General features: G+C 39.9%; 15 protein-coding genes. 9 read left to right on the forward strand and 6 right to left on the reverse strand.

Annotated elements, in window-relative coordinates; all coding sequences use genetic code 11:
* The first annotated feature begins 45 nt into the window (after nucleotides 1-45).
* On the forward strand, nucleotides 46-948 hold the full coding sequence (gene argF / locus J2743_RS00920) for an ornithine carbamoyltransferase (RefSeq protein ID WP_209624880.1): 903 nt from the start codon (nucleotides 46-48) through the stop codon (nucleotides 946-948).
* A gap of 127 nt (nucleotides 949-1075) precedes the next feature.
* Here argF and J2743_RS00925 read toward each other — a convergent pair whose 3' ends face one another.
* The 4 genes from J2743_RS00925 to ilvD all read right to left on the reverse strand — a co-directional run bounded on the left by J2743_RS00925 (nucleotide 1076) and on the right by ilvD (nucleotide 5793).
* Nucleotides 1076-1657, reverse strand: a complete 582-nt coding sequence (locus tag J2743_RS00925) for a TetR/AcrR family transcriptional regulator (RefSeq protein WP_245247899.1) — start codon at nucleotides 1655-1657, stop codon at nucleotides 1076-1078.
* Nucleotides 1658-1866: 209 nt separating this feature from the next.
* Entirely contained in the window at nucleotides 1867-3561 is a 1695-nt protein-coding gene (gene argS, locus J2743_RS00930) for an arginine--tRNA ligase (protein ID WP_209624465.1), read from the reverse strand.
* Between the two features lie 73 nt (nucleotides 3562-3634).
* Nucleotides 3635-4129, reverse strand: coding sequence for a signal peptidase I (locus J2743_RS00935; RefSeq protein ID WP_209624467.1), 495 nt, complete (start codon nucleotides 4127-4129; stop codon nucleotides 3635-3637).
* Nucleotides 4130-4137: 8 nt separating this feature from the next.
* On the reverse strand, nucleotides 4138-5793 hold the full coding sequence (ilvD, locus tag J2743_RS00940; RefSeq protein WP_209624469.1) for a dihydroxy-acid dehydratase: 1656 nt from the start codon (nucleotides 5791-5793) through the stop codon (nucleotides 4138-4140).
* Between the two features lie 275 nt (nucleotides 5794-6068).
* Between ilvD and J2743_RS00945 the strand changes: the two genes are divergently transcribed.
* The 4 genes from J2743_RS00945 (at nucleotide 6069) to J2743_RS00960 (ending at nucleotide 10628) form a co-directional block, all read left to right on the forward strand.
* On the forward strand, nucleotides 6069-7904 hold the full coding sequence (locus J2743_RS00945) for a threonine--tRNA ligase (protein ID WP_209624471.1): 1836 nt from the start codon (nucleotides 6069-6071) through the stop codon (nucleotides 7902-7904).
* Between the two features lie 142 nt (nucleotides 7905-8046).
* On the forward strand, nucleotides 8047-9237 hold the full coding sequence (locus tag J2743_RS00950; RefSeq protein ID WP_209624473.1) for a M24 family metallopeptidase: 1191 nt from the start codon (nucleotides 8047-8049) through the stop codon (nucleotides 9235-9237).
* Between the two features lie 171 nt (nucleotides 9238-9408).
* Complete coding sequence (locus J2743_RS00955) at nucleotides 9409-10236, forward strand: ParA family protein (RefSeq protein ID WP_209624475.1); 828 nt, start codon at nucleotides 9409-9411, stop codon at nucleotides 10234-10236.
* On the forward strand, nucleotides 10233-10628 hold the full coding sequence (locus J2743_RS00960; protein WP_209624477.1) for an AAA family ATPase: 396 nt from the start codon (nucleotides 10233-10235) through the stop codon (nucleotides 10626-10628). The genes J2743_RS00955 and J2743_RS00960 overlap by 4 nt, the downstream gene beginning before the upstream one ends.
* Nucleotides 10629-10788: 160 nt before the next feature.
* Here J2743_RS00960 and J2743_RS00965 read toward each other — a convergent pair whose 3' ends face one another.
* Complete coding sequence (locus J2743_RS00965) at nucleotides 10789-11910, reverse strand: radical SAM protein (RefSeq protein WP_342451621.1); 1122 nt, start codon at nucleotides 11908-11910, stop codon at nucleotides 10789-10791.
* A 246-nt stretch (nucleotides 11911-12156) separates the two neighbouring features.
* Here J2743_RS00965 and J2743_RS00970 point away from each other — a divergent pair, with 246 nt between their 5' ends.
* The 4 genes from J2743_RS00970 (at nucleotide 12157) to J2743_RS00985 (ending at nucleotide 18331) form a co-directional block, all read left to right on the forward strand.
* On the forward strand, nucleotides 12157-13974 hold the full coding sequence (locus tag J2743_RS00970; RefSeq protein WP_209624481.1) for a DUF2207 domain-containing protein: 1818 nt from the start codon (nucleotides 12157-12159) through the stop codon (nucleotides 13972-13974).
* Between the two features lie 132 nt (nucleotides 13975-14106).
* Complete coding sequence (gene cfbB, locus J2743_RS00975) at nucleotides 14107-15459, forward strand: Ni-sirohydrochlorin a,c-diamide synthase (RefSeq protein ID WP_209624483.1); 1353 nt, start codon at nucleotides 14107-14109, stop codon at nucleotides 15457-15459.
* Nucleotides 15460-15906: 447 nt separating this feature from the next.
* Nucleotides 15907-17073: an oligosaccharide repeat unit polymerase family protein gene (locus J2743_RS00980; protein WP_209624485.1), complete on the forward strand. Its 1167-nt coding sequence runs from the start codon at nucleotides 15907-15909 to the stop codon at nucleotides 17071-17073.
* 427 nt (nucleotides 17074-17500) lie between these two features.
* The gene (locus J2743_RS00985; protein WP_209624487.1) at nucleotides 17501-18331 is read left to right on the forward strand and encodes a F420-dependent methylenetetrahydromethanopterin dehydrogenase; all 831 of its coding nucleotides are present in this window, start codon (nucleotides 17501-17503) and stop codon (nucleotides 18329-18331) included.
* A 214-nt stretch (nucleotides 18332-18545) separates the two neighbouring features.
* Here J2743_RS00985 and J2743_RS00990 read toward each other — a convergent pair whose 3' ends face one another.
* Entirely contained in the window at nucleotides 18546-18935 is a 390-nt protein-coding gene (locus tag J2743_RS00990) for a hypothetical protein (RefSeq protein WP_209624489.1), read from the reverse strand.
* Nucleotides 18936-19191: the final 256 nt, after the last annotated feature.

Consider the following 19191-nt stretch of genomic DNA (forward strand, 5'->3'; position numbering starts at 1 on the left):
ATTCATATTTCAGATAATATGACAACGATTGTAAGGGATGAGGCTATGAGAAACCTTTTATCCGCGTTAGACGCACGAGATCATGTATGGGATATACTGAAGAAAGCCGAGCAGTTTAAAAAAGGTCAGGGTCCTGAAAAACCATTAAGTGGCAAATCTCTTGCCATGGTTTTTGAAAAATCTTCCACTCGAACCCGCATATCTTTCGAAGTTGGCATGTATCAGTTAGGGGGTTATCCTCTCTATTTATCAGCTTCTGACCTTCAATTGGGTAGGGGAGAGATTATCGATGACACAGCCCGGGCCATGAGTCGATACGTTGATGGCATTATGATCAGGGCACGTGAACATGATGATGTGCTTCAATTTGCCCGATACGCAGATGTGCCGGTGATAAACGGTTTAACCAACCTTGAACATCCTTGCCAGGCTTTCACGGATATTTTCACCATTCAGGAGCGGAAAAATACTTTAGACCTTCAAATGACCTTCATGGGTGATGGTAACAATGTTTGCAACTCCCTTTTACTGGCTACAGCCATGGTAGGGATGGATTTCACTGTAGCCTGCCCCCCTAACTACGAACCGGACTCCATAATCTTAAAAGAAGCTAAAAAAGTGGCTAAAGAATCTGGATCAACCATCAAAGTCACCAACAATGTCCGGGAAGCTGTGGATGCTGTGAATGTGATCTACACTGATGTCTGGGTTAGTATGGGGGATGAAATTGAAGAGACCCAGAGAGTAAGGGATTTACAGGGTTATCAGGTTAACCAGGACATTTTGGATCTAGCAGATCCTGAAGCCATGGTTTTGCATTGTCTGCCTGCTATCAGGGGTCAGGAAATAACGGAAGAAGTCTTAAACGGACCACAATCTGCGGTATGGGACCAGGCTGAGAACCGTTTACACGTTCAAAAAGCCATTTTAAACTGGCTTATAGGCTAATTTTTCCAAAAACAGATTAAGCGATTTGAAGAGGGAAATGGGAGTATAAACTTTTTAAAAAATAAATTAGATGGATTAAAATAAATTAAAAAAAGGGGGAAATACTATTTTTACTATTATTCTACTGTTACAGTCGTAAACAGTGGGAATGATATTTGATAAACTCTTCAACAGGACCTTCAACCTTAAAAGAGTTGTCTCCAATTTTTTTATTGAAAATAATGAAAAAGAGGAAACTTAAAATCGTAAAAGACAGCATGCTGTAATCTAAATTTGGACGGGGAAACGTTTTTTCTAGATACTGGGCAAGGTGAGCAACGAATCTTTTAGTAACCGAATGTGAAACCCTTTCCCTTTCGTAGATTATTATATTAACGAATTCAAAGTTTTTATCCATCATATTCATAAGATTCATTATCAATGTCTTAAAATGAACTTTGGGATCTTCAGCATCATATGGGGCCAGTAAAGAATCAAAATCTTTCACTAACCTTTCCCGGTTTGTTATTAAAACCTGATTAAAGAGATTTTCTTTTGTTTCGAATTTCCGGAACAAAGTCATCTCCGTGAAACCGGATTCTTTGGCAATCATACGGGTTCTTGCTCCAACATATCCATTTTTGGAAAAAACATGCAGGGCAGCGTCTAAAATTTTTTGTTCAGTTTCAGCAGACATTATAACGATACGATCCTTTTCTTTTTTTCTCATTGAGTTTTCATTTTTAGATGAAGTAAATTTTATAAAACATCTACAACGGACAGGGTTGAAAGCAGTACCCTACCTAGTATTAGATGAAATAAGTTTTATAAAACATCAGAAATATCATTAATAGTATTTTGTGTAGTAGTATTTATAAATGTTTTAAGACATTTCCGGGGATATTTTTTGTATTAATTTTTGGAATCCAGGTAATAGTGCTACATTGAAACAGGAGCGTCTATTCCCAGCAAATCTAGGCAGTTTCGAATTGTAATTCTTGACTTATCCACCAATACCAATCTTAACATTTCTTTCTCAGATTCAAGAACTGGAACCGATTTATAGAATTTGTTGAATGCTCCAGCGATTTCCATGGCGTACTGGGCTATGGGGTGGACTCTAAGTTCTTGGGCTGCGTTTTCGACGATGCTACTGAATTTGGCTATGGTTTTCAGGAGGTCAATTTCAAGTGTATCTAGATCCTGGAAGTTCAAATCATCGAGTTCTATCGGGGACAAATCAGGGGTGCCGGCTTTTTCCAGTAATTTACAGGCCCGGGCATGGGCATACTGTATGGATGCGCATCCTCTCTCAAAACTTAATGCTTCATCCCATTTAAACACTAAATGTTTTTCTGGTGAAAGTCGTGCTATGAAATAGCGAATAGCTCCTATGCCTATTATTTCAGCGATTTCAGTGGAGAGCTGTTCTGTTAATTCTGGTCTTCGTTCTGTTAATTCATCAATAGCCCTTGTGAATGCCTCGTCCATTAGTTGGTCCACACTGATGAATACTCCCCTTCGGGTGGACATAGATCCTTCAGGAAGAGTAATGAACTCATAGAAAATAACCTCAGGGGTTTTCCCTCCTAAAAGTCCCAATGCAATTTTAAGCTGGTCAACAGCCAGTTTGTGATCTGAACCAAGAACATCAACCACCACATCAGATTGTTCCGATTTCTGGAGATGATAAGCCAGATCACGGGTAGTGTAAAGGGAGGTTCCGTCAGAACGGGTTAGTATTAACTCTTTTTCAATACCATAATCAGTAAGATCCAGGTACAAAACATCATTATGGCTGGTGTGGTTCTTCAGAGTTTCCAGAATTCTATCCACTGATCCATCCCTGATGAACTGACTTTCCCAGACGAAACGGTCATGGGTGATGTGCAGACGTTGTGAAGTTTCTTTTATTCCTTCCAAACACTGTTTGACCACATTTTTAAACTTGGCTTCCAGTTCAACCGGATTTTCCTCTTCATAGGTTTTCAGAATCGCACTTACTTGGTTTTTAATCTCAGGATTCTTTTTTAACTCTTGGTTGACCTGGAAATACAGTTTTCCTATTTCTACATCTGGTTTTTCATCTGGGTCTAGGTTGTAGTTGAGGTTTTGCAATCCCCATACAATCATGGCTATCTGCCTGCCCATGTCGTTGACGTAGTACTGGGTTTCCACCTGAAAACCAGCTGCCTTGAGAATGCGTGATAAAGAATCTCCAATAATGGCATTTCGGATATGACCAATATGTAAAGGGCCGTTAGGATTGGCTGAGGTATGTTCCAGGATCACTTTCTCATTCTTATCTTCCAGTGAGCCATAATCTTCTTTCACAGATTCTAAAACCATTTTTGAAAATATTTCAGGATTTAAATAAAAGTTCAAGTAGGGGCCAGTGGATTTAACTCTTTCAAATGGAGATTTAACTTCTAAAACCTCTTCTAATTTTTGAGCAATCTCAACTGGAGATTTTTTAAGTTTCCCTGCTAACTGAAATGCCACTGAAGTGGCTAAATCACCCATATCGCGTTGGGGTGGTTCTTCAAACTTTATTTCTTTAATATCTCCCCACTCAAGGGATTTTATTGCTTTTTCCACTGAACTGGCAGCATTCTTTTCCAGCATTCTGTACATAGATTCACCTTTATGAGTTTGAATTAATTGATCAAGATGCAGATTTCATTAAAACGAATAATACATCCGTGGATTAAAGTCCACGGATCCATAGTGTAATGTAACCTATTTTGGGAATTACCAGTGGTTGGTTACCTATACTCACCACTTTGGCCTGGACCTGGGATGTGGAAACCAGGGCGGGATCTGCCTGAGGATTGTTATCTCCCTTGGTAACAAAATATGTTTCTCCATCTGATCCTTTCTGTATGTTAATAATACGATGAATAACAGGTTCTGGGAACCAGGTAGCATGGTATATGATGATATCTCCTACTTTAAGGTCTGAAGGGCTTACTTCCTGAAAACCTAGGAAGTCAGTTTTTTCGATTACCACCACATCTCCCCGATAGAATACCGGTTCCATACTCCCGGATACAACCACGTTCAAGTGTTGGGCTAGTATTATTCCCACTAATATGATGACAATGTAGGTGATTATTTCCCGCCCCAAACTGGACTTTTCTTCTTCAGCAGGATTAGAATCTGCTTTCACGTTTTTTTGACTAACTTTACGTCGTTTGCCCATTTAACCACCTATTTTAAGATAGCTCCTTCATCTGCAGAACTTGTAAGTTTACTGTAACGTGCCAACCAACCTTTCAGCCGTTTTTCAGGATGGTTGACATTTTCAAGCCTTCTTTGAATTTCATCTTCCTCTACTTTCAGTTCCAGTTTTCTCTGGGGTATGTCTATCACTATCAAGTCTCCATTTTCAACTGCAGCAATAGGTCCGTTAGCCATGGCTTCTGGGGAAACATGGCCAACACACGGTCCTCTGGTTCCTCCAGAAAATCTTCCATCAGTCACAAGAGCCACGGAACTGAGTCCGATCCCGGATAGGGCAGAAGTAGGGTTAAGCATTTCCCTCATACCCGGGCCACCCTGGGGTCCTTCGTAACGAATAATGATTACGTCCCCTTCTGTTATATTGCCCTGATGGATGGCTTTCACACACTCTTCTTCACTGTTGTAGACTTTTGCAGGGCCTTCATGGGTTAACATATCCTCACTTACGGCAGCTTGTTTTACAACCGAACCTTTAGGAGCTAAATTGCCCTTAAGAATTGCAATGCCTCCTTCGGGGTGTACAGGATTGTCCATTGGCCTTATAACAGAACTGTCCCGTACTCTGGCTTGGGCAATGTTATCATGTAGAGTGGATCCGGTGCAGGTGATGTTTTCCCCAATGATTTTATCTCCTAAAACCTTCAAAACTCCAGGTATACCTCCCGCTTTGTCAAGGTCCAGCATGGTATGTTCACCTGAGGGACTGATTGCAGCTAAATGTGGAATTTCACGGCTGAGACGATCGAAAAGGTCTAAATTAACTTCAACACCTTTATCAATCAGTTCATGGGCTATGGCTGGTAAGTGTAATGTGGTGTTACTGGATCCACCCAATGCCAGATCTACCACTACCGCGTTGTAGAATGCTTCCTGGGTCATGATCATGGAGGGGGTGATGTTTTTTTCCACCAGTTCCATAATTTTCTCTCCAGACTCCCGGGCCATTTGGATCTTTTTGGAGTCAACTGCGTGGGTGGTGGCACAGTAGGGTAAACTCATCCCCATGGCTTCAGTTAGACAGGCCATGCTGTTGGCAGTGAAAAGACCGGCACATGATCCGGCTCCTGGGCAAGCACAATGTTCCAATTCATTTAAATCGGATTCACTCATTTTTCCAGCAGAAACTTTCCCAACTGCTTCGAAAACATTGATCAGATCCACTGCTTCACCATTGTATTCTCCAGGGAGCATGGGTCCGCCAGTAACTACTATGGATGGTATGTCCAGACGGGCTGCGGCCATTAACATACCTGGAACGATTTTATCACAGGTGGGTAAAAGAACCAGAGCATCCAGACTGTGAGCCTGGGCCATGCTCTCTACAGTGTCTGCCACGATTTCACGACTGGCCAGTGAATAACGCATTCCGTCATGATTCATGGCAATACCATCACAAATAGCCATGGTACTAAATTCAAAAGGAACGCCTCCCGCCTGGCTGATTCCAAGTTTAACCGCTTCAGCGACATGTTTTAAATGAATATGTCCTGGGACGATGTCAGTATAACTGTTGGCAACCCCTATAAAGGGTCTTTCCATTTCAGCATCAGTCACACCGCAAGCCCTAAGAAGGGAACGGTGAGGGGCTCTTTGCATCCCCTTTTTTATCTTATCACTTCTCATCCTATCACCTGTGATTATAAAATTAATAAAACTTGTAAACTTTAAGTGGATTTTATATTAGTATAATGATATGTTCGGCATCTTTTAAATGCTATCTCTTTTAAGGAAAAGATCTACACCTACTGCTTTTACTAGTTAAAAATTATGGAATAGTTGTTAAAAGAAATAGCTTATAAATAACATCATGACAGAACTTATATTTTCTAGAGTACACTGATATTGACTAAATTGTAATTAAACATTGTGATTAACTAAGTTCATTATGGGTGAAAATTATGCGCATACTTTTGATTCATTCTGATCATTTGAAGTACCAGACCAAATCCAAAACAAGAATAGCAGAGAAAATAAACGATGAAAAGAAAAAAGGCGAATTTGACAATGCTTTAGTGGTTTTCACTGCTGTAGAGAAGGAAGATGAAAAAAATCCTGATGCAGTGGTTCAAAACGCGGTGAAAGAAGTAATGGATGTATCCGCCAAGGTTAAAGCAGATAACATCGTAATATATCCATACGCCCATTTAAGTTCGTCTTTAGGTTCACCTGCCATTGCAAAGGACATTCTCACAAAAATGGAATCAAAATTGGTGATGGAAAATTTGAATGTTGGCAGGGCGCCATTTGGATGGTATAAATCCTTTGAAATATCCTGTAAAGGACACCCACTATCTGAATTATCTCGAAATATATCCGCAGAGTCATTTGATGAAGAGATTGATGAAACTTCTGACTGCGAAGAATCAGAGTTTTATATCCTGAAAGATGGAGAATTTTTCGACATTGAAAAATTCAATTTTGACAATGAAGATCTCGAAAAACTGGTGGATTATGAGCTGGGGGTTGGCAAATCCACTGGAGAAGAACCACCCCACGTGAAACTCATGCGGGAAAAAAAACTGGCAGATTATGAGCCATCAGCCGACGTGGGCCATCTCAGATGGTATCCGAAAGGTAGGCTTATCCGAGACCTCCTGTCTGATTATGTTTACACCCTGGTAACTGACCGGGGTGCCATGCCTGTAGAAACGCCCATCATGTATGATCTGGCAGATGAAGCCATTCGGGTGCACGCTGAAAAATTCGGGGAACGACAGTACCGTATGACCAGTGGTAAAAAGGATCTTATGCTCAGGTTTGCAGCCTGTTTCGGAGCATTCAGAATTCTGGCAGACTCATTTTTAACCTGGAAAAATCTTCCAGTTGGGATGTACGAGCTTTCAACCTATAGTTTCCGTCTGGAGAAAAAGGGAGAAGTTGTGGGCCTGAAAAGGCTTCGAGGATTCACCATGCCAGACCTGCACACCGTGTGTGCAGATATGGAACAGTCTCTCCAGGAATTTGAAGGTCAGATTGAAATGTGCAAAGGCACTGGAGATGACCTGAATGTGAATTACGAGGTTATCTTCCGGGCAACTGCAGATTTCATGGAAGATAACCGGGAATGGATCAACAGGGCAGCAGCCATGATTGGCAAATCAGTTCTCATGGAAATTTTACCCAAACGTAAACATTACTGGATATGTAAAATGGATTTTGCAGCCATTGATGCGCTGGGAAGGCCCATAGAAAATCCCACCATCCAGATAGATGTTGAAAGTGGAGAAAGATTTGGAATCACTTATATTGACTCTGAAGAGAAGGAACATCATCCTCTCATACTGCATTGCAGCCCAACTGGAAGTATAGAACGTGTTATTTGTAGTTTACTGGAAAAATCAGCCATGGACATGAAGGAAAAAGTTCCAATGTTCCCATTGTGGCTGGCACCCACCCAGGTGCGAGTTATACCCATTGCTGAGAGGCATATGGAATTTGCCCAGAATCTGGCAAGTGAACTTCAAGATGCTAAAATCAGGGTGGATGTGGATGACAGGCCAGAAACAGTTGGTAAGAAAATCAGGAATGCAGGCGGAGAATGGGTGCCATTCGTGGTTGTAATAGGGGATAGGGAAATGGAAGGTTCTGAACTTACAGTTACGGTACGTGAAACAGGCCAAAAGGTGTCAATGGGGGTGCAGGAACTTATTGATGTCATAAACCTTGAAACCAAAACGATGCCATTCAGACCCCTGCCACTGCCAGTGAAACTATCCAAACGAGTTGCATTCTAAAAGATCAAATTTCTGATAATAGATTTCAGATTTTTAAAAAATTGCATCAGAGTGGTTCAATTAAGTCATCTAAAGCGGTTAAATATTATATGAAAAGTTTATATGGTTTAATTGGACGTAAAAAACTAAATGAGGTTAATAAATGGAAAAAACTCCCTTATCTGAAATGGAAACTAGGATGACACGTTTTAAGGAGTTGATGTCATCATCCAATCCAGACTGGGAAATGGCAGTTATTTTCGGTAAAATTAACCTGTACTATTTTACCGGCACTATGCAGGATGGTATACTCATCATACCTCGAGATGAAGATCCCACTTTCTGGGTAAGACGCAGTTATCACCGTGCCCTAGACGAATCCATATTTCCATCCATTAGGCCCATGAGAAGTTTTCGTGATGCTCGTCATGACTTCAAAACTCTTCCCGACACTGTATACTTGGAAACTGAAATGGTGCCACTGGCCCTGTATCATCGTTTCACTAAACATTTCAATTTTAACGAATTTAAAGCGGTTGATCCATATTTAGCTGCAGTGCGTGCAGTTAAGAGTGATTATGAACTTTCTTTAATGCGAAAATGTGGCAAAATCCATCAGCATGTCTTGGAAGACTTGACACCAGAAATGCTGCGTGAGGGAATGAGCGAAGCTGATCTGGCCGTTGAACTCTTCTCAGTCCTGGTGAAAGAGGGGCATGATGCTTTAACCCGTTTTGGGATGTTCGATAATGAGATGGTATTGGGGCATCTTGGTTTCGGTGACAGTTCAATTTACCCCACATATTTTGATGGAGCCAGCGGAACTCGAGGTATAAGCCCAGCAGCTCCAGTTTTAGGGAGTCGTGAGAGAAAACTGAGAAATGGGGATCTGGTATTTGTGGATGTGGGTTGTGCTGTTGACGGTTACAATACTGATAAGACCATGACCTATATGTTTGGAAGCCCACTTCCTGAACATGCTATTGAAGTTCACAAAAGATGTGTGGAAATACAAAATGAGATAGCAAGGTTGCTTAAACCGGGGAATATACCATCAGAAATTTACAAGCACATAATGGATAGTCTTGATGAGGAATTCCTCGAAAATTTCATGGGTTTTGAGGACCGTAAAGTCACGTTTTTGGGGCATGGAATTGGCCTGCTGATAGATGAACTTCCGGTAATTGCAGAAAAATTCGATGAACCCCTGCAGGAAGGCATGGTATTTGCAGTGGAGCCGAAAAACGGTATTAAAGATGTTGGAATGGTGGGGATTGAAAATACTTTTATTGTAACCTCACGTGGTGGGGAATGCATCACTGGAACTAATCCTGGTTTAATCCCTGTTTTCTGATTATTTTTATTTTTTGTTTGGCGATTTTTTCAAACTGTAACATGCTTTTTAATGCTTTAAACTGGTAAAACTATAAATATTATAACTTATAACTTATACTTGATAACTTATAATTTATAAGTAAATCAACTTATTTTTATAAGAAAATCAACTTATTCAAGGAGAATCATCATGGCGGAAATAATAGCGATTTTAAATCAGAAGGGGGGATGTGGGAAAACCACCACTGCAGTTAACCTTTCAACGGCAATGGCTCTTTTAGGTGAGAAAGTTCTGGTAATCGACATGGACCCGCAGGCCAATGCAACCACAGCCTTTGGTGTGGAGAAAAATGAGGAAAATTCAACCTATAGAGTATTAACTGGAGAGGAAACCCTCAATGATTCCATTGTGTCCACAGACATCAAGGGATTGGATCTGGTTCCCAGCCACATCTCACTAAGTGGGGCGGAAATAGAACTCAGTAAAGACATTGGATTTCCATTCATACTCAAAGAATCTATGGATGGCATGACAGAACCCTACGATTACATTCTGGTGGATGTGCCCCCTTCCCTGGGCATTTTAACCATCAACGCTTTGGTGGCGGCTGACAGCGTAATCATCCCTATTCAGGCAGAATTTTATGCCTTAGAAGGAATGGCTGATTTATTGGATGCTATGAATCTGGTTGAAAATCGTTTAAACAGTCCATCACCAATAAAAGGTATATTAATCACCTTATACGATTCCAGGACTCGGTTAGGTCGGGATGTGTTGCAGAACGTGGTGCAATACTTTGGTGACACCGAATACATTTTCAAAACAACCATTCCCCGTAATGTGAAGCTGGCTGAGGCACCCAGTCATGGCAAACCCTGCGTGATCTATGATGAAGAATGTATTGGTAGTGAAGCTTACAAGGATTTGGCTCTGGAAATACTGGAATTAAGGGAGGCAGTGGCTGAGGAGAATGCAACTGATGATACAAAATATTCGGTGATGGAGGATAACCAATGACTCCTGCTAAAAAGGGTGAAAGTGCACTGGGAAAGGGGTTAGATGCCCTTATACGTAAAGAACAACCGGAACAAAAGGATGAAATCACCGAAAAAACCCCAATAAAAAGGAAAACTACCCAAAAAACTGCCTCTAAACAGTCGAAAAAGCCTAAAAAAAAGCAAAAACCCCGGGAAGATCCAAATAAGATCATTATTGATGAGGTGGTTTTGGAGGTTCGTCGTAACCCTAGGATTTCATTGTGGTCTGCAAAATCAGCTGCAGTTTTAAGGTTCCTGAAGAACACCACACCGGCTTTCAGCATCAGCAAGGAGGCATCATCTCTAATTGAAGATGCAGTAAAACAAAAGTATCCTGATATTTGGGAAATGTTTGAAGACGAAGATTTTTAGTTAAATCATGTTTTTCGGAGGCGAGAAGTTATAAGTTATAATCGATTGTAAGTTAGAACTTATAAATTATAACTTATAACTTTTTTTTTACTCAATATTTTGAATTTTGGAAAAATGGATTAAAACAGATATTAAAATGGTATCTGGCTAATTTTACCTATTAAAAGTGTAGCGTGGTTTGATGGGCTTGGTTCAACTGAATAAAGGGGTCTGCTCTTTTAACCACCACTCCCAGGTTTTTAAGATCATCAAGTTTGGTAAATTTCATTCCTTTTCTTCTCGCCGCAATGATCTTTTTGGCGGAAATTTTACCTATTCCTGGGACATGAAGTAATTCCTTAAAACTTGCTTCATTTACCTCTACTGGGAATAAATCAGGATGTGACCTGGCCCAGAGTAATTTGGGGTCCTCGTCCAGGAAAAGGAAACCCTCATCATCTAAAATTAACTCGTCTGAAGAGAAACCATATGAATTTAAGAGGAACTGGGCCTGATAAAGGCGAGGAGTTCGTTTATCCTTTGGTTGGGCATGTTTTTCCAGGGGAGTGTCTTCAATTGGCTGGAAGGGACTCAAGTAACTTAACTTAATATCAAGATGTTTATTGAGCCATTGGGCACGTTTTAAAATATCCTGGTCTGTTTCGTCATTGGCCCCAACAATTAACTGGGTGCTCTGGCCAGAGGGTGCCAGATGTGGGTGACGTTTTTTCAAGCGTCCAATCCATTTCATCCTACGCAGAACATCATTATGATAATCTTTAGTACTGGTGAGCTCATCAAAACCGGATAATGTGGCTGATTCAAGATTAACACTCACCCGATCCGCCAAATTCATGGCCCTTTTAATCATATCATAGGAAGCACCAGGGATAATTTTCAGATGTATATAACCATCGTACTCATGTTCCAACCTTAATTTATGGGCTACTTCTAACATGTTTTCCATGGCCCTGTCCGCATCCCCAGGCATTCCTGAACTTAAAAACAGGCCTTCAGCATAATGATTCTGATAGTAATGTAGGAAAAATGATATTAATTCATCTGGACTAAATTCCATCCTTTCAAACTTATTATGGCAATGGTTGATACAGTAGTTACAGTCATTGGTGCAGTGGTTGCTCATCAGGGTCTTGAATAAGGGGACCTGGCAGCCACTCTGTGTTCGGGCATGATAGATTCCAGGCAGGTTTTTTGAAGTGAAATTCTCCTGATTCAAACTCACATAGTTACAGAGATCATATTGTGAGGCTTCACCCAGAATTCGCAGCTTTTGTATCTCCATCAAACACTTTTTATGTCTGCCACCGTTAATAAAAATTTAGAAAGAGCACATGGAAAGTAAATTCAGTATAACTTATTAATTTTTGTAAACATAAACAAACATCTAATAAAAAAAATTGCCTTATCTTGTTAAGTTTAAACACAATGAAGACTCCACAGTATTTTTATGGGTAGGAAAATAATGGTTTAAACTGAAGATTATTGTTCAAGCAAATTAGAATTATCTGTTTGGTGGTGTGGTGTTAAAATGAATAAAAAAACATATTTTGTTTGGTTAACTGTTTTGTTCCTGTTTACATTATCTTTAGTCCCTGCAGTTTCCTATGCAGATGGTGATGATCGGAGTTATTCCATTCCCTATGCCAATATCGACATTTACCCTCAAGAGGATGGCATGCTACATGTAAAGGAACATCTTCATTACTCCTTTTCAGGGACTTATAATGGTGTATACCGAAATATTTCCATAAAAAGTGGTGAACAAATAGAAAATATTAAAGTATCCACTTCTGGAGCTTTTTCAAGAGTTGAATTAACTAATTCCAGCGATAAACAATATTTAAAGATATATCTTTATTCTGATGCCGAGAAAACCATTCCCGTCACTGATCAGGATGTGGATGTCTATATTGAATACGATTTTGTCAACGTAGTTAAGATCTACAATGATGTGGCTGGTTTACATTTCAAATTATGGGGTGATGAATGGGATGTGGATGTGGGAAAACTCACCGCCAACATTCATCTCAAATCAAATCAGGGAGTGAAATACTGGCTTAATCCGCCGTATTTTGTTGCTGGCAGTTCCTGGCAGAACTCTACACTCCAGATTACAACTACTTCCTTACCTTCTGGGAATTGGTTTGAAGTGCGAATGGCCATACCCAAGGATCAGTTCCAAAACAACCCTCCCTATGCCCAGCAGGTGGACATGGAAGGTTTGGCTGAAATGGAAAGAATTCAGAATGATTATGCTAATGAACTAAATTTCAAAGGAACGTTATACTCTATATTGGCTGTTTTGATGGTTTTAAGCACTGTGATTCCAGTAATCATCTACTACAAATATGGAAGAGAACCTAAAATCGATTATCAGGCAGAATATGAGCGAGATCTCCCCACCCATGATCCTCCTGCTGTGGTCAATGCTATCTGCGGTTCAGGATTTGGTAAAAGGATAGGGGTACCTGACATGGATGGTTTCAGGGCCACCATAATGGATTTAATAAACCGTAAATACCTTCTTATTAAAAATATCCCATCAAGAGCTGATGAATTCGATGAAAACACACTTTCAATCCAAATTAATGAAACGAAGGACCAGTCTCAACTTAATTACTTTGAACGTGACGTGATCAACTTCCTCCTCTATTTTGAGGAAGATGGAGTAATTTACTTGGAAACTATCAAGGAGGATCTCAAAGACCGTACAACTGCCGAGGCATTCAGAGATTCATTCAACCTATGGAAAGATGATTTGAAAAGAGATTTTTTACCAGATGATGTTCTTAATACATTTTTCCTCAAAAAGGGAGACACTTACCTTAAAATTTATGGAGTTGTGGGTCTGTTTGCAGCCTTCATCATTTTGATGCTGAGCCTTTTTGATCCTCTACCCCAGTCAACCTACGCTAGCTATGCATCTATATTTCTAGGAATAGTGGCCATAATTTCTCTTGTTATGCCCCAAAAAATCGCAGGACAGTGGACCACCCATGGTGAGGAATATGATGCCAAATGGCAGAATTTTAAGAAGTACATTAAAGATTTCAGTCTGATAAAAGAATACCCTCCCGAATCAGTTAAAGTATGGAACAAGTATCTGGTCTATGCCACAGCCCTGGGAATAGCTGATGAGGTCAAAAAATCCATGGAAATGTCTGTACCTGCTGAAGAACTGGATAGAAGCGATATTTACCTATTCCATTACTATGGTGGGTATGTGGTGTTGTCTTCCAGCTTGGATGCTGGTATGACCACTGCCACCAGTGGAGGTGCAGGTGGTGGTGGCGGAGTTGGCGGAGTTGGCGGAGGCTCCGGTGGAGGTGGGGGAGGAGCCTTTTAATCCTTCTTTAGACCTCTTTTAACTATTCTTTCCTAATTTTTTTTAATAATCTTTCGCTTAGCTACTGTTTTTAATACCTACTCCCCTCTTTGATTAAAAGCTTTTAAATAACATCATGGATTACTAACCAATATGAGAGTTGTTTTGGCAGGCACTGGCAGTGCAGTGGGAAAGACCACCATCTCCACTGGAATAATGAAAGCCCTTTCAGAGGAGCAAAATGTTCAACCATTCAAAGCAGGGCCTGATTACATTGATACTACCTATCACACTATGGCCACAGCTAATACCAGTCGAAATCTGGATTCATTTTTCATGAGTGACGGCCAGATCAGGGAAGCATTTGAAAGGGGGTTGAAAATTTCTGATTCCAAAATTGGGGTGATTGAAGGTGTAAGGGGGCTTTATGAGGGCATGAGTCCTATTGAAGATGTTGGAAACACAGCTTCCATTGCCAAAGCACTTAACGCACCAGTTATCCTAATTTTAAACTCCAGAAGTTTGGTTAAAAGTGCAGCAGCAGTGGTTATCGGGTTTAAAACCCTGGATCCCACCATCCGGATCGAGGGAGTCATCCTGAACTTGGTTAAAAACAGAAAACACTACCTCAAAACCAAGGAAGCCGTGGAAAAACTGGCATATACTCCAGTGATTGGGGGAATACCCCGAGATGATGCCATCACCGTGGAACAAAGACACTTGGGCCTGGTACCTGCCGTGGAACGAGAAAGCATTATGCGCAACATCGAAGACTGGGGTCGGGTCATGGAGGAAAACATTGACCTGGATGCACTTATTACCATAATGAAAGGGGCTGGAAAATTACCTGCTGGCAGAGAACCGCTTTTCCAGCAGGAAAACAAAAAAAAGGTTAAAATAGGAATTGCCCGGGACGAAGTTTTCACCTTTTACTATCAGGATAATCTTGAGGCATTTGAGGCTAACCATGCGGATCTGGTTTATTTCAGTCCTTTACACGATGAAGAGGTGCCTGATGTGGATGGGATTTACATTGGTGGGGGTTACCCTGAGATATTTGGCAGGGAATTAGAGGCCAACCAGTGCATGCGCACCTCCATTAAGAAATTCCATCAGGATGAAAGACCCATCTATGCAGAATGCGGGGGCTTGATGTATCTTACCCGTTCTATAAACCAGTACCAGATGTGTGATGTATTTGGTTACAATTCACATATGACCAAAAAACCCCAGGCCTTAAGTTATGTCATTGCCAGGGCTGCCCATGATAACATCATCATACCTGCGGGGGAGACTTTCCATGGTCATGAGTTCCATTATTCAAAACTGGAACTGGAGGGTGCAAATCCAAAATTTGCATTTGAAATTCTTCGGGGGAAGGGAGTGACTGGTTCCATGGATGGGCTTATGAGTAAGAATACTCTGGCAAGTTATGTGCACACTCATGTGGCTGCTTGTCCCAGTTTCGCCAGTAAATTTGTTGAAAGTGCATTGAAAGATTATTAAATAATTTAAGTTATATTAAACGATTTTTTTTGTTTAACTTCACTAAAATCTATTTAGGACTTAAAAAATTATTCTACCGTAGAATTAATTTGGGGTTAATTTCACACGTAATCTGGAAAAAATTTTCTACAGTAGAATAAAATGTTGCATTTTTACGTAAATTTCTTACAATAAATTCCATCGTTTAGTCTACCGTAGAATTCAACAGTCTATGGATCACAAGAATTTTTGAGATATTGGTGGGTGGATCTTAAAAAAAGTACACTTTATATTTGGAACTTTTAACTGAGTTTAACATCATTATTTAATGAGTACAATCAAAGAAATGGGAAGACATTACAATTAAACAAAACTTTTTATCTTAACAAAACATGTCTTATATTAGAATTAAAGCAAATCATATTTTGACAATTATAATAATTGTTTTACTATATCAGGAGAAGTAAGATGAAGTTCGAAAAGGTGGATCTATTCTCACCATACATAATGGTCGTGATCATTGCATTGTACGTTGCACTGGCAGCAATTGCCTACCAGGAGCATCTGCGAAATCTACAGTGGATTTCAACTACAACATTTTTCTACGTTTTAATGGGAACACTATTTTTCATTGCCGGAGTGTTCATCCCTAAATTCATTTACAATCGCAATGAAAAACTCAAATCTTTATTTGGTGGAAATGTTTCCAGGGAAAATTCAGCACCATGGTACAATAAACTCAGATTATTGCTGGATGAACGAGTTTTACTGGCCGCTGCCATAATTGGCATACTCCTACAGGTAGTAAATCTATATCTTTTAGGTGGAATACCCATTTTAAGCGGCTATTTAAAGTTCAAAGCCACCACAGATTTATGGAGAATAGCATATCCCGTATTCCTCCTGGCAATTACCATATTACTGGCTAAATATCCACGTAAATGGCATTATCTTCTTTTCATCATAGGGCTCGCAGTCTTTGCCATTAACGGCTACCGAACCACAACCATGGCTATACTTATCAGTGGCTTTATAACCTTTTATTATACAAGGAAAATGAAAACGAGTTATATCCTAATTTCTATCTTACTGATAGCTTTAATTGGAATAGCAGCTGGTTACATTGCAGTTAAATCCATTCAGTGGCAGCAATGGGCGTTAAATCCATTGGAACTTGTTGCTTACCGTGCAGGGTTTACAATGATGGTGTTTGACAAGATCGTGCACATGGCTGGTGCTACCGGGGGAGATCTCTTCCATCAGGCATTTTCCACCGGACACCCCCGAGTTACAGTGGGACAGGTGGTCCTCGGATATCCAGTGGGAGGAAGCAAACCCACCACCAGCATCACATCAACCATCTTCGGACCAGCAGTACTGGATTTCGGATTCTGGGCCATGGCCATGCAGATGTTCCTAATTGGCCTGGCTTTGAGGATAGTTTATGCTGCTCAGATGAAGGTCAACGGAGCATTAACTGCATTATACGCAATTATCCTGACCCATACCATGATATGGGTGGAAACCGGCCCTACTGATAGTGTGGTTTACGTGTATTACGCACTGGCTTTGATTGCAACAGTTTTATATGCAACCCAACTAGTTAGAATTTCCAGAGCACCGGCAAAAAATTAGCAGCATCAACTTAAAAGTTTTTTTTTTAATTTTTATTCAATTAATGACATTTTTTTCAGGTAACTTTGACTTTTTTTTGACAAAGTTACACTGGAAATCCATGTCTACTTTTAGATATTTGTATTAATCTGTCTGTCATCATCTTCATTATTCCATCTAAAAATCGGATAAATTAATACTACGGTGTTTTAATGGTTTATAATCTTCTAAAATTCATTTTTCTCAGCAATATATTTTTTTAAAGGGTGGTTCAAGAATAAAATAGTTGGTAGTAGTTTTTTTTTTAACAAAGTGATTTTATAATATGAATCATTTGTATATTACTGCCATTTTTAGAGGGCCTCAAGATCTCCTATATAAACCTTCCCCAAAAAATTAAATGAAAAAATACTTATGCCGATCTCTCAAATAGCAAAACGGTGATAATATGGTAGTAAAAATAGGAGTTATTAAAAGCGGTAACATCGGTACCTCTCCTGTACTTGACCTAGTCTTAGACGAAAGGGCCGACCGACCTAACATAGACGTTAGAGGAGTGGGTTCCGGAGCAAAGATGAACCCAGAACAGGTTGAAGAAGTAGTACCAAAAATAATGGATTTCGAACCTGACTTCGTAATATTCATCAGCCCAAACCCTGGTGCTCCAGGCCCAGCTAAAGCTCGAGAACTATTATCTGGAATGGACGTCCCTGCATTAATCATTGGTGACGCTCCTGGAATGGGTAAAAGAGAAGAAATGGACGAACAGGAATTAGGATACATCGTTGTTCTGGGCGACCCAATGATTGGAGCTCGAAGAGAATTCCTAGACCCAACTGAAATGGCTTCATTCAACGCTGATGTAATAAAAGTACTGGCCGCTACCGGTGCTTACCGAGTGGTTCAGGAAACCATCGACGGAATGATCGCTGCCTGTGAAGCAGGAGAAGAAATTGAACTACCAAAAGTAGTCATTGACGCTGCTAAAGCAACCGAAGCTGCAGGATTTGCCAGCCCATACGCCAAAGCAAAAGCTCTGGCTGCCTATGAAATGGCTGCAAAAGTAGGTGACATCGACCTTAAAGGCTGTTTCATGGTTAAAGAAATGGAAAAATACGTACCAATCGTGGCTTCCGCACACGAACTCATCGCTGCAGCTGCTAAACTAGCAACTGAAGCCCGTGAAATCGAAAAAGCCAACGACACCGTACTACGTAAACCACACGGTGCCCAAGGTCAGACCCTGTCCAAGACAGTGTTAATTTCCAAACCAGAATAAGTGTTTTCTCCAAAAACAGTCCTTAATGGACTGTTATCTTTCTTTATTTTTCAATCTCTGTTTATTTTAAAATTGGTCATATATTTTAATTGAATCAATAAAACAGTTTCAAAATCTCGTATTTTTTTAAATTATAGTTTATCAAGTGGCTTTTGTTAACTTATCTTATCTGTTTCAATGAATTTCAATTCCACTTCCACCATGGAGATCTCTCTTAAACATGTCCGGTATCTTGGTTTTGATTCCTGTACAGTCCAAGTACAATGGTGATTGCCGGTATTATGATGTAAATCGGAGCAATATCTATTACATATTCTATTAGGGTTATCTTATTAATTCCCAGAAAGATTAACATAATATCCAAAGCCATACTTATTATTAACCAGATTATGCCGCACATTATTCCTTCTCTAACGTAATTTTCATTTATATCCCTGAAATACAGGTAGGTGAGAGCGATTACAGTTACTGCTATAGATACTGGGGAAATAACATCGAAATAGTTCAAAGCGTCTAAATAAGATACTGAAAGTGTCGCTAAGGTTGGTATTAACCATATTATAAATCCAAATCCTATTAACTTAAAAATTTTGTTTAAATTCATCGTTAATCCACTCCAAAAAAGGAATATATTGGTAGAACTTCTTAAAGATTTTGAGTTTATTATTCTATACTAAGTTAGTTTTATACTAAGTTAGTGAATTTATTTTGGAAGGGATTATATTGAACCAATTGTTGGCTCTGATGTCCTAATCCGATGGTTATAACAGGTGTTATCATGTAGGTAAGACACACATCCCTTACCAACAGTGTTAAAGGGTTGTCTTTTAATGGTTTAACTTCTCTTTTATGTCATTTTT

This window comes from Methanobacterium petrolearium (genome assembly GCF_017873625.1).
GTDB classification, from domain to species: domain Archaea; phylum Methanobacteriota; class Methanobacteria; order Methanobacteriales; family Methanobacteriaceae; genus Methanobacterium; species Methanobacterium petrolearium.